Consider the following 15,476-nt stretch of genomic DNA (forward strand, 5'->3'; position numbering starts at 1 on the left):
CGTTCAGGAGCGCAGGCGACGGGCGAGCAACGGCAGCGCCGCGACCAGGGCGGACACCGCCGCCACCGCGAGCAGCGGGACCCAGGTCGGGATCCGCGGCCGCGGGACGGCCGGGGCCGCGGCGGGGCGGGGGGCCACCGGATCGGCGGCGGTACCGGGCCGGGGCAGCGCGGTCAGGGCCGCGAGCGGGTCGACGACCCCGGCCCCGACCGCCTCCGGGTCGGCGGCCGGGACGCGGGCCGTCGCGACGAGGCGGTCGGCGACCGCGGCGGCGGACAGGCCCGGGAAGCGCTGCCGGACGAGCGCGGCCGCCCCCGCGACCACCGGCACCGCCAGGCTCGTGCCCTGCAGGGTCGGCGCGGTCAGGCCGCCCCCCGCGGCGAGCGAGCGCAGCGCGGTGCCGCGGGCGGCCAGATCGACCCACGGCCCGCGGACGGTGAAGGCCGCGGGAGCGTCGTCGGGCGTGGTGGCGCCGACGACGAGGACGCCGTCCGCGAGCGGCCCGCCCGCCGCGGTCCCCACGCCCGCGGGGAGCGGGACCTCCCTGGGGGCGCCGGTGCAGCCGCCGGAGCCGACGTTGCCCGCGGCGGCGACCACGAGGACGTCCGCCTCCGCCGCCGCCCGCAGCGCCGCCGCCAACGGCCGTCCGACGGCCTCGGCGCGCGCCGCGTCCAGGCAGACGGTCTCGCTGACCGTCACCACCGAGGCACCGAGGCGCACCGCCCGCCCGAGCGCCGCGGCGAGCGTGCCCGTGTCCCCCGCCGCCCGGGCGCCGTCTCCCACGGGCACCGTGAACGACGGGCTGGCCTGGCGGATCGACAGCACCTCGACCCCCGGTGCGACCCCGACGACGTCGTCCTCCGGGCTGGGGGTGGCGGCCAGGACCCCGGCGACCGCGGTGCCGTGGCCGTCGCAGTCGGTGAGGCCGTCGCCGCCGGTCAGGTAGTCGCCGCCGCCGGTCAGTGCGGCCAGCCGCGGATGCGGCGCGACCCCGGTGTCGATCACCGCGACCCGCACCCCGGCGCCGTCGGCGAGGGCGTGGACCTCGCGCAACGCGAGCCCGCCGCCCCCTCCGGTGCTCCCCGGCGCCACGCATTCGGTGACCTGCCGCAGCCCGTCCGCGGGCCCGGGCCCGGGCGCGGGGCCGGGTGCGAGAGGTCCGAGCGCGAGCAGCACCGCGGCCAGCGACCGGAGGGCGATCATGAGCCGCGGACCAGGGAGAACAGGTCCAGCGCGAGGACGGCGAGGGGCACGGCGAGGGCGGTCAGCGCGAGCTCGGCGAGATCCACCGTCCGCCGGGCGACCGGCCCCAGCGGTGGCCGGGACACCGTGGCGACGACGAGCAGCCCGCCGAGTCCCGCCGCCAGCGCGGCGAGGCGGAGCCCCTGCGGGCCCGGCGCCACCACCGCGATGGCCGCGGCCGCGAGCACCGCGGCGCCCTGCTGGGCCCGCGCGGGCAGGGCGTCGGCGAAGCCGCGCGCCCGCAGGGCGAGCACGACGCAGCAGACGAGCCCGAATGCGGGCCCCCACCAGCCGGAACCGGTGGCGGCGAGCACCGCGCCGCCCGCGACGAGGGTCGCGACCGCGAGGATCAGCGCGGCGAGGTGGCCGCGCGCGAGCGCGACGGCGCCGTCGGGCAACCCGCCCGCCGGGTTCAGGCCCGCCAGACCGAGCGCCCACCGCGGCGCCAGCGGGGCCGCGAGCAGCGCGAGCAACGCCGTCGCGGTCCCGACCCCCGCTGGTGAGGCGCCGCTGACCAGCGCGAACGCGGCTCCCAGTGCTGTCGTCGACAGGACGAGAAAGACGGCGAGGACCACGGGCGCCACGACCCGGAGCACGGTCTGCGCCGCGAACGCCGCGAGCGCGGCAGCCACCGCGGCGCCCAGCGGTCCGGCCGGGCCGGGGAGTGCCAGCCATCCGGCCGCCGCGGCGAGCGGAACCGCTGCCAGTGCCCAGGCGGTGCGCGCGGCGCGGCCCGCGGCGGGTCCGGCCGCGCCGGTCAGCGACTCGGGTTCGGGGCGGGCGGCGTCCGGTCCGTCGCCCGGTCCGGGGTGCCCACCCTCCGGCCCGGCGCGGCCGGCGTCCGGCTCGCGGGTGATCGTGCGCGCCACGGCCGTCAGCAGCGCGGCGGAGGTGAGCAGACCGAGCACGGCGCCGACGACCGACCACGTCGGGTCCGACCGCAGGCCGGCCAGCCCGAGGGCCAGGACCAGCGCCGCGGCCAGGCAGGCGAAGGCCGGTGTCGGGTCCGCGCCCCCGGCCCGGTCGGCGACCGCGGCGGCCACCGCCTCCGGCAGGTCGTCGAAGCGCGGCGGGGCGGGGGCCGGGCGGGCCGGGCCGATCCGGAGCAGCTCCCCGTCGAGCACGCCGAGCTGGGCGAGCGTGGCCGAGGGCGGCAGCGGTGCGCCCGCGACACCGTCCAGCCGCCAGGGCGCGGGCGCGCCGGACGGCGGCTCGTCGAACAGCTCGACGAGCATCGGCGCCAGCTCCGCCACGGCGACGTCCGCGGGCAGCGCGACGTCCACCGTGGACCGCGGCCCGAGCACCGTCACCCGCCGGTAACCCTCCACCGGTTCCTCCAAAACGCCTCGCGGGAGCGGGGGTCTGCCGCAGTATCGGCGGACCGGGCACCCGCGCGGGGCGTTTTGGCGACACTGGGGGCGAGATGGGCACGATCGCGGTGCGCAGGAGACGGCGCGACGTGCCGCCCGTGCCGTCGGGGGAGCTGCACCTGGAGCCGCCGCCGGAGCCGGAGCGCGCGGTCCCGCCCGGTGTGCTCGCCCGCGTGCTGCCGGTCGCGATGCTCCTCGGCTCGGCCGGGATCGTCGCGGTGATGGGGGTCCAGCACCCCACGTCGTGGGTGTTCGGCGGGATGTTCGCGATGTCGTCGGTCGGGATGCTGATGGGCGGCGGGACCGCCCGCGGCGCCGAACGGACCGCCTCGCTCGACGAGGACCGCCGCGACTACCTCCGCTACCTCGCCGGGCTGCGCAGGCGGGCGCGGGCGGTCGCCGCGACCCAGCGCCGCGCGGTCGAGCACGTCCATCCCCCCGTCACCGCGTGGCCGGAGGTGCTCGCCGCGGGCAGGCTCTGGGAGCGGGACCCGGAGGACGACGACTTCGCCCACGTCCGGATCGGGCTCGGCCCGCAGCGCCTCGCCACCCCGCTGGTCGCGCCCCGCACCGGGCCGGTGGACGGCGTCGAACCCGTTGCGGCGCAGGCGGTCCGGCGCCTGCTGGCGCACCACTCGGTGGTCCCCGGGCTGCCGGTCGCCGTCGACCTGCGGGCCCCGGTGTGGCTGGACGGGCCACCGGAGCAGGCCCGGGCGGTCGCCCGCGCCCTCGTCGTGGGGTTCGCGCTGTGGCACTCGCCCGCCGACGCCCGCGTCGCGGTGCTCGGCGACTCCACATGGGACTGGGTGAAGTGGTTGCCGCACACGGCCCACGCGGTCGAGCAGGATGCGCTGGGCCCGGTCCGGATGCTGACCGGCGACCCGGACGTCCTCCGGCGGTGGTGGGCCGCCGACCCGGAGCCCCGGCAGCTGCTGGTCGTGGTCGACGGGCCGGAGGGCCCCGGGGCGTGGGCCGCGGCCGACGGGGTCGGGGTGCTGCGGGTCGGGGTCGCGGCGGGGCGCCGCGAGGGCCCGTCGGTGGTGCGGGTGCGACTCGCCGACCCCGCGCCCGTCGAGACCCTCGACGCGCTGACCGCCGACGAGGCGCTGGCGGCGGCCCGGCGGCTCGCGCGGTACCGGCCCGAGGGCGCCGAACGGCGCCCGGGGAACACCGCCCACGGCCTGCTCGACCTGCTGGGTCTGCCCGGCCCCGGACCGGCGGGTGTGGCGGCGCTGCGGGCCCGGCGCTCGGCCGCGGACCGGATGCGGGTCCCCCTCGGCGTCGACGACGCCGGTCGCCCACTCCTGTTGGACCTCAAGGAGTCCGCGCTCGGCGGCAGCGGCCCGCACGGGCTCTGCGTGGGTGCCACCGGCTCCGGCAAGAGCGAGCTGCTGCGGGCGCTCGTGGTCGGCCTGGTCCTCGCGCACGGGCCGGACGAGCTGAACCTCGTGCTCGTCGACTTCAAGGGCGGCGCGACCTTCCTGGGGCTCACCGGGCTGCCGCACGTCTCGGCGGTCATCACGAACCTCGCCGACGAGCTGACCCTGGTCGACCGCATGGCGGACGCGGTCAGCGGCGAGATCACCCGGCGCCAGGAGCTGTTGCGGGCGGCCGGGAACCTCGCCGGGATCGCCGAGTACGAGGCGGCCCGCCTCGCCGACCCCGGCCTGGCCCCGCTGCCCGTGCTGATGATCGTGGTCGACGAGTTCTCCGAGCTCGTGGCCCGGCGCCCGGAGCTGGTGGACCTGTTCGTGACCGTCGGGCGGCTGGGCCGCTCGCTGGGGCTGCACCTGCTGTTGGCGTCCCAGCGGCTCGACGAGGGCCGGTTGCGGGGGCTGGAGTCCCACCTGTCGTACCGGATCGCGCTCCGGACGTTCTCGGCGTCGGAGTCCCGGGCGGTGCTGGGCGTGCCGGACGCCCACGCCCTGCCCCCCACCCCCGGCTCGGCGATCCTCGCGGCGGGCACCGACCAGCTGGTGCGCTTCCGCGGGGCCTTCGTCTCGGGCGGGACCCGGCGGGTCCGGGCGGGCGCGCGGCGGATCCACCGGTTCACCGCCGCCCCGGTGGCCGCGCCCGCACCGCGCGAGGAGGCGGTCGAGGACTCGGTGCTGACGACCGCCGTCGCGGCGGTGACGGCACTCGGCGGCCCTGCGGCACACCGGGTCTGGCTCCCGCCGCTCGACGTCTCACCCGCGCTCGCCGACCTCCCGGTCGGGTCCGGGCTGCGGGTGGCGGTCGGTCTGGTCGACCGGCCCGCGCGGCAGCGGCGGGACCCGCTCGTCGTCGACCTGGCCGGGCCGGCGGGGCACGTCGCCGTCGCGGGCGGGCCGCGGTCGGGGAAGTCCACCGCGCTCGCGACGCTCGTCCGGGCGTTCGCCCGCGCCCACGACCCGACCGAGCTGGGTGTGCACGTCCTCGACCTCGGCGGCGGAGCGCTCGCCGCGCTCGAGGACCTCCCGCACGTCGGCACGGTCGCGGGGCGCGCGGAGCCCGACCGGGTGCGCCGGGTCCTCGCGGAGGTGGCGGGCGTCCTCGCGCGGCGCGAGGGGCTGTTCCGGGCCGAGGGGATCGGGTCGGTCGCGCAGTTCCGGGCCCGGCGGGCGGCGGGCGAGTCGTTCGGCGAGCCCGCCACCGACGTCCTGCTCGTGGTCGACGGGCTCGCGGCGTCCACCGCGGACTGGGCGGGGGGATGGGCCGCGGCCGACGAGGCGGCGGGATGGATCGCCGCGATCGCCCACCGCGGGCTGGCCTACGGCGTCCACCTCGCGGTGTCGGTGTCCCGCTGGGGTGAGCTGCGGCCCGCGGTGCGCGACCAGCTCGGGCTGCGGCTGGAGCTGCGGCTCGGCGAGCCGGGGGACTCCGATGTGGACCGCCGTCGGGCGGCCGCGGTCCCCGCCCGGCCCGGCCACGGGCTCGCCCCAGACGGAGACACCATGGTGCTCGCCCACGGCACCGCGCCGGTCGCCCCCGGTCCCGCCTTCCCGCCGGTCCGGGTCCTCCCGGCCCGGATCGCCGCGGACGCCCTGCCGCCCGACGCGATCGGCGTCGACGAGGCGGGGGACCCCGTCCCGCTCGGCGCCGGACACCTGCTCTGCCTCGGCGACCCCGGCAGCGGCAAGACCGGGCTGCTCCGCCTCGTCGCGGACCGGGTCGCGCGGACCGACGCGCGGATCGTCGCGATCGACCCGCGCCGCGCCCTGCTCGGTGCGCTGCCCGCCGATCACGTCCTGGAGCACGCGGTCACGCCCACGGCCATCGCGGCCGCCGTCGGCGATCTGGTCGCCTCGTTGACCCGGCGCAGGCCGGGCCCCGAGGTCACCGCCGAGCGGCTCCGGGCGCGGGACTGGTGGAGCGGGCCCGAGGTGTGGGTCCTCGTCGACGACCACGACCTCGCGGTCCCGCCCGGCGCGGCGGCGAACCCGTTGGCGCCCTTGGCCGAGCTGCTCGCCGACGGCGCGGACCTCGGCCTGCACGTCGTCCTGGCCCGCCGGGTCGCGGGTGCCTCCCGGGCCCTGTTCGACCCGGTGCTCGGACGGCTGCGGGAGCTGGGCGGGCCCGCGATCGTGTTGCACGGCTCGCCGGACGAGGGGCCGCTGGTCGGCTCGGTCCGCGCGAGCGCCCAACCCCCGGGGCGCGGGGTGTGGGTGGATCGGGCGGGCACCCGGCCGGTGCAGCTCGGGTGGCGGGAGCCGTGAGCGCAGGCCGGGTGAGCACGGTGGTGGTCGTCGACGGGCGGCGGGTCGGGGAGGTCCGCGACGGGCGGGTGGAGCTGCTCGGCGTCCTCCCCGCGGGCGTGCCGGCGACCGCCTTGCGACCCGGCGCGCGCGTGGTCGCGGCGGCGGGGCCGCCGGGGACGGTCGTGGACCTCGGCGCCACCGGGACCCGCGTGCGGCACGACGGCCGGGTGGTCGCGGCGATCCCGGTGGGCGGCCGGGACCTCGACCGGGCGGTGCAGGAGCTCGTGGCGGAGCGGGTCGGTCGGGGGTCTCCGGCGCTTGCGGCGCTCCCCGAGGCGGAGGCGCGCGTGGTTCGGGAGGCCCTGTCGCTGTGTCCCGCGGCGACCGTCGAGACCGCGGCGGGCCCGGTGCGCGTCACGCGGGAGGAGCTCGCCGCGGCGCTCGCCCCGGTCCTCGCCGCGGTCGTCGCTGGGCTCCCGCGGGGACGGCCGCTGCTGCTGGTCGGCGGCGTGGCGCGGACCCCGCTGCTCGCGGAGCTCTGCGACGCGGCGGGCGTCGGTCCGGTGCGGGTGGCCGAACGGCCGGAGACGGCGCTGCTCGAGTCGACCCTGCTCGAGACGCCGCTCGAGACGCCGCTCGAGACGCCGCTCGAGACGCCGCTCGAGACGCCGCTGCCGGAGCCGGGCCCGGCGCCTGCCGACATCGCGGGTGCGGGGGTCGCCCTCCCCGCGCCCCCGCCCCGCTCCCGGACGCCCCGGGTCCTCGCCGTCGTCGCGGGGCTGCTCGCCGCCGTCGCGCTGCTCGGCCTCGGGACCCTGCTGCCGGTGCCCGCCGACGGACTCGTCGCGCACGGCTACCGCCTCGCCGTCCCGCCGGGATGGGTCCACTCCGGCGGCGCTCCCGAGCTGCGGCGGGTCCTGCTCACCCCGGCCGGACAGCCCGACGCGACGGCGGCGATCGTCGTCGAGCGGACCCCGTTGGGGTACGACGCGGACGTCGAGCCCGCGCGGGCGGCGGCCGAGCTGCGGGCGCTGGCGCCGCCCGCCCTCGCGCTGTGGGCCGAGGGGGTGTGGACCCGCTACCGGGAGGGTGACGTCGAATGGTGGGTGCGGTTCGACCGGACCGACCAGCTCGCCGTCGGCTGCCGCGCGGCGGCGCAGGCGTGCGCCGTCGTTCGGGAGTCCCTCGTTCGCGATCGCTAACGCCTTCCGCGCGTTCCGGCCCGGGCGGCGGCCCGGCGCGCGAGGCTCCGCGCACCCGACGAGAGGAGCCGCCATGACCGGCGGATTCGGCACGACCACGGAGGAGATGGCGCGCGCGGGCCGTCAGGTCCTCGCGACCGACGACCAGGTCCAGGCGCAGCTCGCGGCGCTGCGCGGGCAGCTCGCCCCGCTGGCCGGGGCGTGGCGCGGCGAGGCGGCGCTCGCGTTCGAGGGCCTCATGGCCCGGTGGGACGCCGACGCGCGAGCCCTCTCCGCGGCGCTCCGCGGGATCGGTGAGGCGATCGTCGGGTCCGGGGTGAGCTACGCCCGCGCCGAGGAGGACGGCTCCGCCGGGCTGTCCGCGATCCGCGCGGCCCTGGGCTGAGCGCCGTGGAGATCCGAGTCACGTTCGCGGAGCTCGCGGCCGCGCAGACGGCGGTGGCCGGCACGGCGTCGTCGATCGCCGCCCGGCTGGACGACCTCAAGCGCGAGCTCGCCCCGCTCGTCGCGACCTGGGAGGGCCGGGCGGCCACCGACTACGCGGCCCGGCAGCGGCAGTGGGACACCGCTGCGGCGGACCTCGCCGCCGTGCTCGCCCGGATCGGCACCGCGCTGGGCCAGGCCAACGACGGCTACCGCCAGGTCGAGCAGGCCAACGCGCAGCGGTGGGGGTGAGCCGCTGCGCCCGACCCGGCTCCGCGGCTCGGACGAGGGCCGCGTACCCTCGTCCGAGCAGGGAGTTCGTCGCCAGGAGGGGGTCTTTTGACCTCGCTCGGAGGCGGCGGGTAACCTGACTGTTCGATGTGCGACGGGTGGAGACCCGTGCCGTCACCCCCGCGGTGATCGGTCGGCGTCCGCACCGACGCACGAGAGACAGAGACTGACTTTTCAGGCAGCTCCGAGCCCGAGAACGACGAGGTAGACCCGTGCCCACGTACAGCCCCAAGCCCGGCGAGATCACCCGTGCCTGGCACGTGATCGACGCCACCGACGTGGTGCTCGGTCGCCTGGCCACCCACGCTGCCACGCTCCTGCGCGGCAAGCACAAGCCCACCTACGCCCCGCACATGGACACCGGCGACTTCGTCGTGATCATCAACGCGGAGAAGATCTCGGTCTCGGGCAAGAAGCGGGACGACAAGTTCGTCTACCGCCACTCCGGCTTCCCGGGCGGGCTCAAGCAGCGCTCGGTCGGCGAGATGATCGACTCGCACCCGGACCGCCTGGTCGAGAAGGCCATCAAGGGCATGCTGCCGCACAACCGGCTCGGCCGGGCGATGGCGAAGAAGCTCAAGGTCTACGCCGGCCCGTCGCACCCGCACGAGGCGCAGAAGCCGCAGCCGTTCGAGATCACCCAGGTCGCGCAGTGACCAACCCGAGCAACGAAGAGGGACAGAGCGTGAGCACCCCCGAGGACAGCGCTGCCGAGCAGGAGGTCTACGTCTCCGACGAGGCCGCCGCGGGCGAGAGCCTGGACTACACCATCGGCGACGCCGCCGCGTTCGAGGCGGGCGACGAGACCGACGCCGTCGCGGACGAGTTCGCGGTCGAGGCCCCGATCGTGCTCGACCGCCCGGTCCAGACCGTGGGTCGCCGCAAGGAGGCCGTCGTCCGGGTCCGCCTGGTCGCCGGTTCCGGCAACTTCACGCTGAACGGCAAGTCGCTCGAGACCTACTTCCCGAACAAGCTCCACCAGCAGCTCATCAAGGAGCCGCTGGTCACGGTCGAGAAGACCGAGCGGTTCGACATCTTCGCCAACCTGCACGGCGGCGGCACCTCCGGCCAGGCCGGTGCGCTGCGCCTGGCCATCGCCCGTGCGCTGGTCGAGCTGGACTCCGAGGACCGCCCGCCGCTGAAGAAGGCCGGCTTCCTCACCCGGGACGCCCGCGCCACCGAGCGCAAGAAGTACGGCCTCAAGAAGGCCCGCAAGGCGCCTCAGTACTCGAAGCGCTGATCACGACCCGGATGCGTCGACTCTTCGGAACCGACGGCGTCCGAGGCCTGGCCAACGGCGAGCTCCTCACTCCGGAGCTCGCCGTTGCCGTTTCCGCCTCGGCCGCCCGCGTGCTCGCCTCCGGGAAGGACCGACCGGCCGTGCTGGTCGGGCGGGACCCCCGCGCCAGCGGTGAGATGCTCGAGGCCGCGGTGTGCGCGGGCCTCGCCTCCGCCGGGGCCGACGCGGTGCGCCTGGGTGTGCTGCCCACGCCCGCGGTCGCCCACCTCGTCGGCACCCTCGGCGCCGACCTGGGCGTGATGATCTCCGCCTCGCACAACGCCATGCCGGACAACGGCATCAAGCTCTTCGCCGCCGGCGGGCACAAGCTGCCGGACGCCCTCGAGCTCGAGATCGAGCAGGGCCTCGCGGCGGGTGGGGCCCGTCCGACCGGCGCGGACATCGGCCGGGTGCGGGACCTGCCGGACGCCCTCGACCGGTACCTGGCCCACCTGCTCGCGAGCACGCCGACGTCGTTGGCGGGGCTGCGCGTCGTCGTCGACTGTGCGCACGGGGCCGCGTCCGAGGCCGCGCCCGCCGCCTACGCGAAGGCGGGGGCGTCGGTCGTGGCGCTGCACGCGTCGCCGGACGGGCTGAACATCAACGCCGGCGTCGGGTCCACGCACATGGAGTCGCTGTGCGAGGCCGTGGTGCGCGAGCGCGCGGACCTGGGCATCGCCCACGACGGGGACGCCGACCGCTGCCTCGCCGTCGACGCCACCGGCCGGATCGTGGACGGCGACCAGATCATGGCGGTGCTCGCGCTGGCGATGCGGGAGGCGGGCGAGCTCGTCGAGGACACGCTCGTCGCCACGGTGATGAGCAACCTGGGCCTGCGGATCGCGATGTCCGAGGCCGGGATCACGCTGCGCACCACCGCCGTCGGGGACCGGTACGTGCTGGAGGACCTGCGCGAACACGGCTTCAGCCTGGGCGGGGAGCAGTCCGGGCACGTCGTCCTGCCGGGCCACGCGACGACCGGCGACGGTCTGCTCACGGCCCTGCGGCTGATGGCGCGCATGGCGTCGACCGGCCGCTCGCTGGCCGATCTCGCGAGCGTCGTGACGGTCCTGCCCCAGGTGTTGCAGAACGTGGCCGTCGCGGACAAGGAGGCGGTCGCGGCCTCACCCGCGGTCGCCGCCGCGGTCGCGCGCGCCGAGGCCGAGCTCGGCTCCACCGGCCGCGTCCTGCTCCGCCCCTCCGGCACCGAGCAGCTGGTGCGGGTGATGGTGGAGGCCCCGACCCAGGACACCGCCGACCGCATCGCCACGGCCCTCGCCGCCGTGGTCGCCGAGGCCTGACCCACCCGCGAGTCCCCGCGTTCGGACACGCGAGTCCGACACTCGGGCGCTGCGGACGTGATGTCCGGGAGCGGCCGGAGCGCAGGACACGATCAGGACGGTGCGCGGTCCGGGTCGCCGTCGTCGAACAGCGGGAGGCGGACGCCGCGGTCGTCGTTCTCGCGGCGGACGCTCGGACTCGGGAGCCGCAGTGCCGTCGGCGCCGAGGTCAGCGCGGCGGCGATCTCCTCGGCGACCCGGGCGGCGCGCCGGGCCTGGACGTCCAGATCGTGTCCGACCCGCGCGACACTGTCGGCCAGCTCGCGACCGCGGTCGTCCCACCAGCTGTCGCTGATCAGCCTGCTGATCCGGGCGGCCTCGGCGGCCGCGGCCGCCAGCTCCCGGGCCAGGGCGTCCCCCGAGTCCCTCATCGCCGCAGATCGCCGAACGCCTGCGCTGCCAGCGTGTCCGCCGCCGCCGCGCCTGCCGCCGTCCGGCGCAGGACCGCTGCGGTGTCGTGCAGCATCCGCTGGGCGCCGGCGAGCGCATCGGGCAGATCGGTCACCCCGATGGTCTCCGCGGCCCGGCGGGCGAGGACCTCCAGGTCGTCGGCGAGCAGGGAGGCGCGGGCGGCGGCGGCCGCGACACCGGCGGGGTCGAGGCGGAGGTCGGACGTCACGCGGCGATGATCCCGCGCCCGTCCGGCCGGCGGGCGGGAACGACCGCGCTCGTTCACGATCGCGAACGAGCACGGGCGCGGCTCGCGCCGATACCGGGGACTCGCGGGGTTCGGGTGGGGCGGTCAGGGGTGGGCGGTGAGGATCGTGCCGCCCACCTTGCCGTCCACCAGATCGTCGACGCGGTCCTCGCCGCAGAGCTCCTTGAGCAGGAACGCGGTGACCAGCGCGCGGGTGACCCGGCGCACCTTGGTGTTCGGGCCGCCGGAGAGGACCAGGTCCGACCAGTGGACCCCGGAGAGGAAGTCCGTGTGGCCCGCCTTCGGCAGGGTGCGGATCCAGTGCGGCCCGGCGTAGGCCTCCGCGATCTGCTCGGCGTGGCCCGCGGCCGGGGCGACGGTGTCGTTCCCCGCCACGATGTGCAGCCCCGGCACGGAGATCGCCTTGGCGGCCTCGACCGGGGAGGGCCGGGTCTGCGAGGCCGCGATCGCGACGACCGCCGCCACCTTGGGGTGCCCGGCCGCGGCGAGCAGCGCCGCCGAGGCCCCGATCCCGTGCCCGGCCAGCGCGGTCCGCCGCGAGTCGACGCTGATGTCCCCGTCGCCGAGCCGGACCCCCACGCACACCTCGAGCGTGGTGCGCAGGTCCGCGGACAACCGCGACACCGAGGGGAGGGGGCTGCCCTGCGACCCGGGTGCGGCGGCGACGATCCCCCACGAGGCGAGATGGCGCAGCAGCTCGGCGTACCGCGACGTCGGCTGCATCCAGTCGTGCCCGAACACCACTGCGGGCAGCCCGAGCCCCGACGCGGGCGCGAACACCACGCCCGGCGTCCCGATCAGTCCGAGGTCCCCGCGCAGCACCTCGTTCGGCCCGGGCCGGGAGAGCTGCTCGAGCGCGTCCTTCGTGTTCCGCAGGGCGGGCGGACGGGTGAACGTGCTGGTCCTGGCCACGACTGGAAACCTACCGCCGCGGCCCGCCGGGCGCCGAACCCGTACCCGGGAAGGGTGGGTGACCCGCCCGCCGGGTGTGGTGGCACCACTCCTGTCCGGGAGCCCTCGGCGAAATAGCGTTCTGACCAGGCCGGAAACACCTCCGGCGAGGACCGACACGAGGGACCAGACATGAACGCCAGGATCGCCCGCATCATCGGCACGACGGTCGCCGCCGGGGGCCTGCTCCTGGGGCTGTCCGCCTGCAGCATGAGCGTCTCGAGCGAGGACGTGCAGTCCGAGATCACCTCCATGGTGAAGGAGCAGCTGCAGACGGACCCCACGAAGGTGGACTGCCCGTCCGACCTGGACGCGAAGGTCGGCGCCACGCTGACCTGCACCGTGGAGAGCCCGGTGCGCAACTTCGACGTCGTGGCCACGGTCACCGCGGTCGACGGCTCGGACGTCAAGTTCGACATCAACGAGGTCTAATGGCGGGGTGCTCCCCGTCTGGACCGCGCAGCAGACCCGCGACGCCGAGGCCGTCCTCCTGGCCGAGATGCCGGCGGACGGCCTCATGCGTCGTGCGGCGTACGGGCTGGCCCGGGAGGTCCGGCGGGTGCTCGCGGGGCGCAGGCGGGTCACCCTGCTCGTCGGGTCCGGGGACAACGGCGGCGACGCGCTCTGGGCGGGCGTGGAGCTGCGCCGGGCCGGGATCGCGGTCACCGCGGTCCTGACGAACCCGGAGCGTGCCCATCCGCGCGGGCTCGCCGCGCTGCGCCGGGCGCGCGGGCGCGTGGTGTCCGCCGACACCGAGACCGCCCGCGAGGCCGTGACCTCGGCGGACGTGCTCGTCGACGGGATCGTGGGGATCTCCGGTCGCGGTGGCCTGCGGGAACCCGCGGCGAGCCTGGTCGAGGCGGCGCGCGCCCCCGTCGTCGCCGTGGACCTGCCCAGCGGCGTGGACGCGGACACCGGCGCCACGGACGGCCCCGCCGTCACCGCACACCGCACGGTCGCGTTCGGCGGCCTCAAGCCGGTGCACGTGCTCGCCCGCCCCCGGTGCGGCGAGGTCACGGTGATCGACATCGGGGTGCACGGCGAGGGTGAGCCGCACGCCTGGGTCCTCGAGGCCGCGGACGTCGGCGCGCGCTGGCCGATCCCCGGCCCCACGGACGACAAGTACACCCAGGGCGTGGTCGGGATCGCCGCAGGCTCCGCGACCTACCCGGGCGCGGCCGTCCTCGCGACCGGGGCCGCGGTGCTCGCCACCAGCGGGATGGTCCGGTTCGCGGGCTCGGCGCGGGAACGGGTCGGCCAGTCCTGGCCCGAGGTGGTCGCCACCGACTCGATCGACGGGGCCGGGCGCACCCAGGCCTGGACCGTGGGCCCGGGCATCGGGACCGACGACGCGGGACGCGCCCTCCTCGAGGCCGTCCTCGACCGGGACGTCCCGACCTGCATCGACGCGGACGCGATCACCCTCCTCGCCCGGCACGCGGACCTGCGCCGACGCCTCGCCGGGCGGCCGATCGTGCTCACCCCGCACGCCGGGGAGTTCGCCCGGATCGCGGGCGAGGTGGGGCCGGACCGCGTCGCCGCCGCCCGCCGGGCCGCCGCCGAGCTGGGGGTGACGGTGCTGCTCAAGGGCAGTGCCACGGTCGTCGCGGACCCGGGTGGGCGCGCGCTCGTGCACCCCTCGGACGACGCGTGGGCGGCGACGGCAGGCTCCGGCGACGTCCTCTCCGGGCTGATCGGCGCCCTGCTCGCCGCCGGCCTCGAACCCTGGTGGGCGGCGGGGTGCGCGGCGTTCGTCCACTCCCGGGCGGCGACCCTCGCCGCGCACCGCACCGGGGGCGCGCCGGTCCCGGCGCCCGCGTCGGTGATCCAGCACACCGTCCCGGCGGCGATCAGCGAGGTCCGCGGGCGGTAGGGCCTCGAGGCGGGTGGACCGTCGGTACCGGATGTCAGAATGCGGACGTGGCCCCGCTCCCGCGCCTGGAGGCGCACATCGACCTCGCTGCCATCCGACACAACGTCGCGCTGCTCTCCGGAGCGGCCGCGGAGTCGGGTGCCGCGACCATGGTCGTGGTGAAGGCGGACGGCTACGGGCACGGCGCCGTGGCCGTCTCGCGCGCCGCGCTGGCGGCCGGGGCGACCTGGCTGGGCGTGTGCACGCTCGAGGAGGCCCTGGAGCTGCGGGCCGCCGGGATCACCGCGCCGATCCTGTCCTGGCTCCATCTCGCCGACGAGGACTTCGGGCCCGCCGCCGAGGCCGGGATCGACCTGTCGGTGTCCTCCGAGCGGCACCTCGCTCGGATCCTCGCCACCACGGACCGGCGGGTCAGGCTCCATCTGAAGATCGACACCGGGCTGTCGCGGAACGGCTGCCCGCCCGCGGACTGGCCCGCCCTGCTGGACGCCGTGGAGAAGGCGGGTGACCAGGTCGAGGTCGTCGCCGTCTGGTCGCACCTCGCCTACGCCGACCAGCCGGACCACCCCTCGGTCGACCGGGCGCTCGCACGGCTGAACGAGGCCTGGGAGCTGGCCCGTGCCCGCGGCTTCACCCCGATCCGGCACCTGGCCAACTCCGCGGCCACGATGACCCGCCGCGACCTGCACCTCGACCTCGTCCGCCCCGGCATCGCGGTGTACGGGCTGGACCCGCTGGACCGGCCGGTGCCCGAGTCGCCGCTGCGGCCCGCGATGGAGTTCCGCGCCCGCGTCGCACTGGTCAAGCGGGTGCCCGCGGGCGAGGGGGTGTCCTACGGGCACGAGCACACCACCGAGCGGGAGACCACGCTCGCGCTGGTCCCCGCCGGCTACGCGGACGGGGTGCCGCGCCTGCTGAACGCGGGCGGCCGCATGCGGGTGCGCCTCGCCGGGCGGGTGCGCCCCGTGGTGGGGCGGGTGTGCATGGACCAGGTCGTCGTCGACTGCGGAGACGACGAGGTCCACGAGGGGGACACCGCCGTCCTCTTCGGCGCGCACGCGGAGGGGCCGACCGCACAGGACTGGGCGACGGAGCTCGGCACCATCCACTACGAGGTCGCCACCGGGGTGCACGGCACCCGCGTGCGGCGGACCTACTCGGAGGAATGAG

General features: G+C 77.3%; 15 protein-coding genes. 10 read left to right on the plus strand and 5 right to left on the minus strand.

The genetic code is table 11. From position 1 onward, the window contains the following. Positions 1-3 precede the first annotated feature (3 nt). Together mycP and L3X23_RS30790 are read right to left on the minus strand one after the other, a co-directional pair. Positions 4-1,203 (minus strand): type VII secretion-associated serine protease mycosin, encoded by a 1,200-nt coding sequence (gene mycP, locus L3X23_RS30785; RefSeq protein WP_237196660.1) that lies wholly within the window; start codon positions 1,201-1,203, stop codon positions 4-6. Continuing rightward, complete coding sequence (locus L3X23_RS30790) at positions 1,200-2,570, minus strand: EsaB/YukD family protein (RefSeq protein ID WP_237196662.1); 1,371 nt, start codon at positions 2,568-2,570, stop codon at positions 1,200-1,202. Before L3X23_RS30790 ends, mycP begins: the two co-directional genes overlap by 4 nt. Positions 2,571-2,665: 95 nt before the next feature. On the opposite strand from L3X23_RS30790, the gene eccCa reads away from it, so the two are divergent. From eccCa to glmM, 7 genes are all read left to right on the plus strand, one after another. Continuing rightward, a complete protein-coding gene (gene eccCa / locus L3X23_RS30795; protein WP_237196664.1) occupies positions 2,666-6,307 on the plus strand; it encodes a type VII secretion protein EccCa in 3,642 nt (1,213 codons plus the stop codon). 11 nt (positions 6,308-6,318) lie between these two features. Continuing rightward, positions 6,319-7,491 carry a hypothetical protein gene (locus tag L3X23_RS30800; RefSeq protein ID WP_237196666.1) on the plus strand — a complete coding sequence of 391 codons (1,173 nt, stop codon included), beginning with the start codon at positions 6,319-6,321 and terminating at the stop codon, positions 7,489-7,491. A 73-nt stretch (positions 7,492-7,564) separates the two neighbouring features. After that, positions 7,565-7,876, plus strand: a complete 312-nt coding sequence (locus tag L3X23_RS30805) for a WXG100 family type VII secretion target (protein ID WP_237196668.1) — start codon at positions 7,565-7,567, stop codon at positions 7,874-7,876. Between the two features lie 5 nt (positions 7,877-7,881). Then, positions 7,882-8,166, plus strand: a complete 285-nt coding sequence (locus L3X23_RS30810) for a WXG100 family type VII secretion target (RefSeq protein WP_237196671.1) — start codon at positions 7,882-7,884, stop codon at positions 8,164-8,166. A 251-nt stretch (positions 8,167-8,417) separates the two neighbouring features. Then, a complete protein-coding gene (gene rplM / locus L3X23_RS30815) occupies positions 8,418-8,861 on the plus strand; it encodes a 50S ribosomal protein L13 (RefSeq protein ID WP_093077071.1) in 444 nt (147 codons plus the stop codon). A 29-nt stretch (positions 8,862-8,890) separates the two neighbouring features. After that, on the plus strand, positions 8,891-9,445 hold the full coding sequence (gene rpsI, locus L3X23_RS30820) for a 30S ribosomal protein S9 (RefSeq protein ID WP_237196672.1): 555 nt from the start codon (positions 8,891-8,893) through the stop codon (positions 9,443-9,445). An 11-nt stretch (positions 9,446-9,456) separates the two neighbouring features. Beyond that, on the plus strand, positions 9,457-10,785 hold the full coding sequence (gene glmM, locus L3X23_RS30825; protein WP_237196674.1) for a phosphoglucosamine mutase: 1,329 nt from the start codon (positions 9,457-9,459) through the stop codon (positions 10,783-10,785). A 92-nt stretch (positions 10,786-10,877) separates the two neighbouring features. Here glmM and L3X23_RS30830 read toward each other — a convergent pair whose 3' ends face one another. The 3 genes from L3X23_RS30830 to L3X23_RS30840 form a co-directional block, all read right to left on the minus strand. After that, positions 10,878-11,195 carry a hypothetical protein gene (locus L3X23_RS30830; protein ID WP_237196677.1) on the minus strand — a complete coding sequence of 106 codons (318 nt, stop codon included), beginning with the start codon at positions 11,193-11,195 and terminating at the stop codon, positions 10,878-10,880. Then, entirely contained in the window at positions 11,192-11,443 is a 252-nt protein-coding gene (locus L3X23_RS30835) for a hypothetical protein (protein ID WP_237196679.1), read from the minus strand. The genes L3X23_RS30830 and L3X23_RS30835 overlap by 4 nt, the downstream gene beginning before the upstream one ends. Before the next feature lie 123 nt (positions 11,444-11,566). Continuing rightward, the gene (locus L3X23_RS30840; RefSeq protein ID WP_237196681.1) at positions 11,567-12,394 is read right to left on the minus strand and encodes a dienelactone hydrolase family protein; all 828 of its coding nucleotides are present in this window, start codon (positions 12,392-12,394) and stop codon (positions 11,567-11,569) included. A 171-nt stretch (positions 12,395-12,565) separates the two neighbouring features. Here L3X23_RS30840 and L3X23_RS30845 point away from each other — a divergent pair, with 171 nt between their 5' ends. The 3 genes from L3X23_RS30845 to alr are packed head-to-tail and all read left to right on the plus strand — an operon-like array spanning position 12,566 to position 15,475. After that, the gene (locus L3X23_RS30845; RefSeq protein ID WP_237196683.1) at positions 12,566-12,865 is read left to right on the plus strand and encodes a DUF4333 domain-containing protein; all 300 of its coding nucleotides are present in this window, start codon (positions 12,566-12,568) and stop codon (positions 12,863-12,865) included. Positions 12,866-12,872: 7 nt separating this feature from the next. After that, complete coding sequence (locus tag L3X23_RS30850) at positions 12,873-14,306, plus strand: NAD(P)H-hydrate dehydratase (protein WP_237196686.1); 1,434 nt, start codon at positions 12,873-12,875, stop codon at positions 14,304-14,306. Positions 14,307-14,353: 47 nt separating this feature from the next. Further along, a complete protein-coding gene (alr, locus tag L3X23_RS30855; protein WP_237196688.1) occupies positions 14,354-15,475 on the plus strand; it encodes an alanine racemase in 1,122 nt (373 codons plus the stop codon). The last annotated feature ends 1 nt before the right edge of the window (position 15,476 follow it).

This window comes from Pseudonocardia sp. WMMC193 (assembly GCF_021728735.1).
Lineage (GTDB): Bacteria > Actinomycetota > Actinomycetes > Mycobacteriales > Pseudonocardiaceae > Pseudonocardia > Pseudonocardia oroxyli.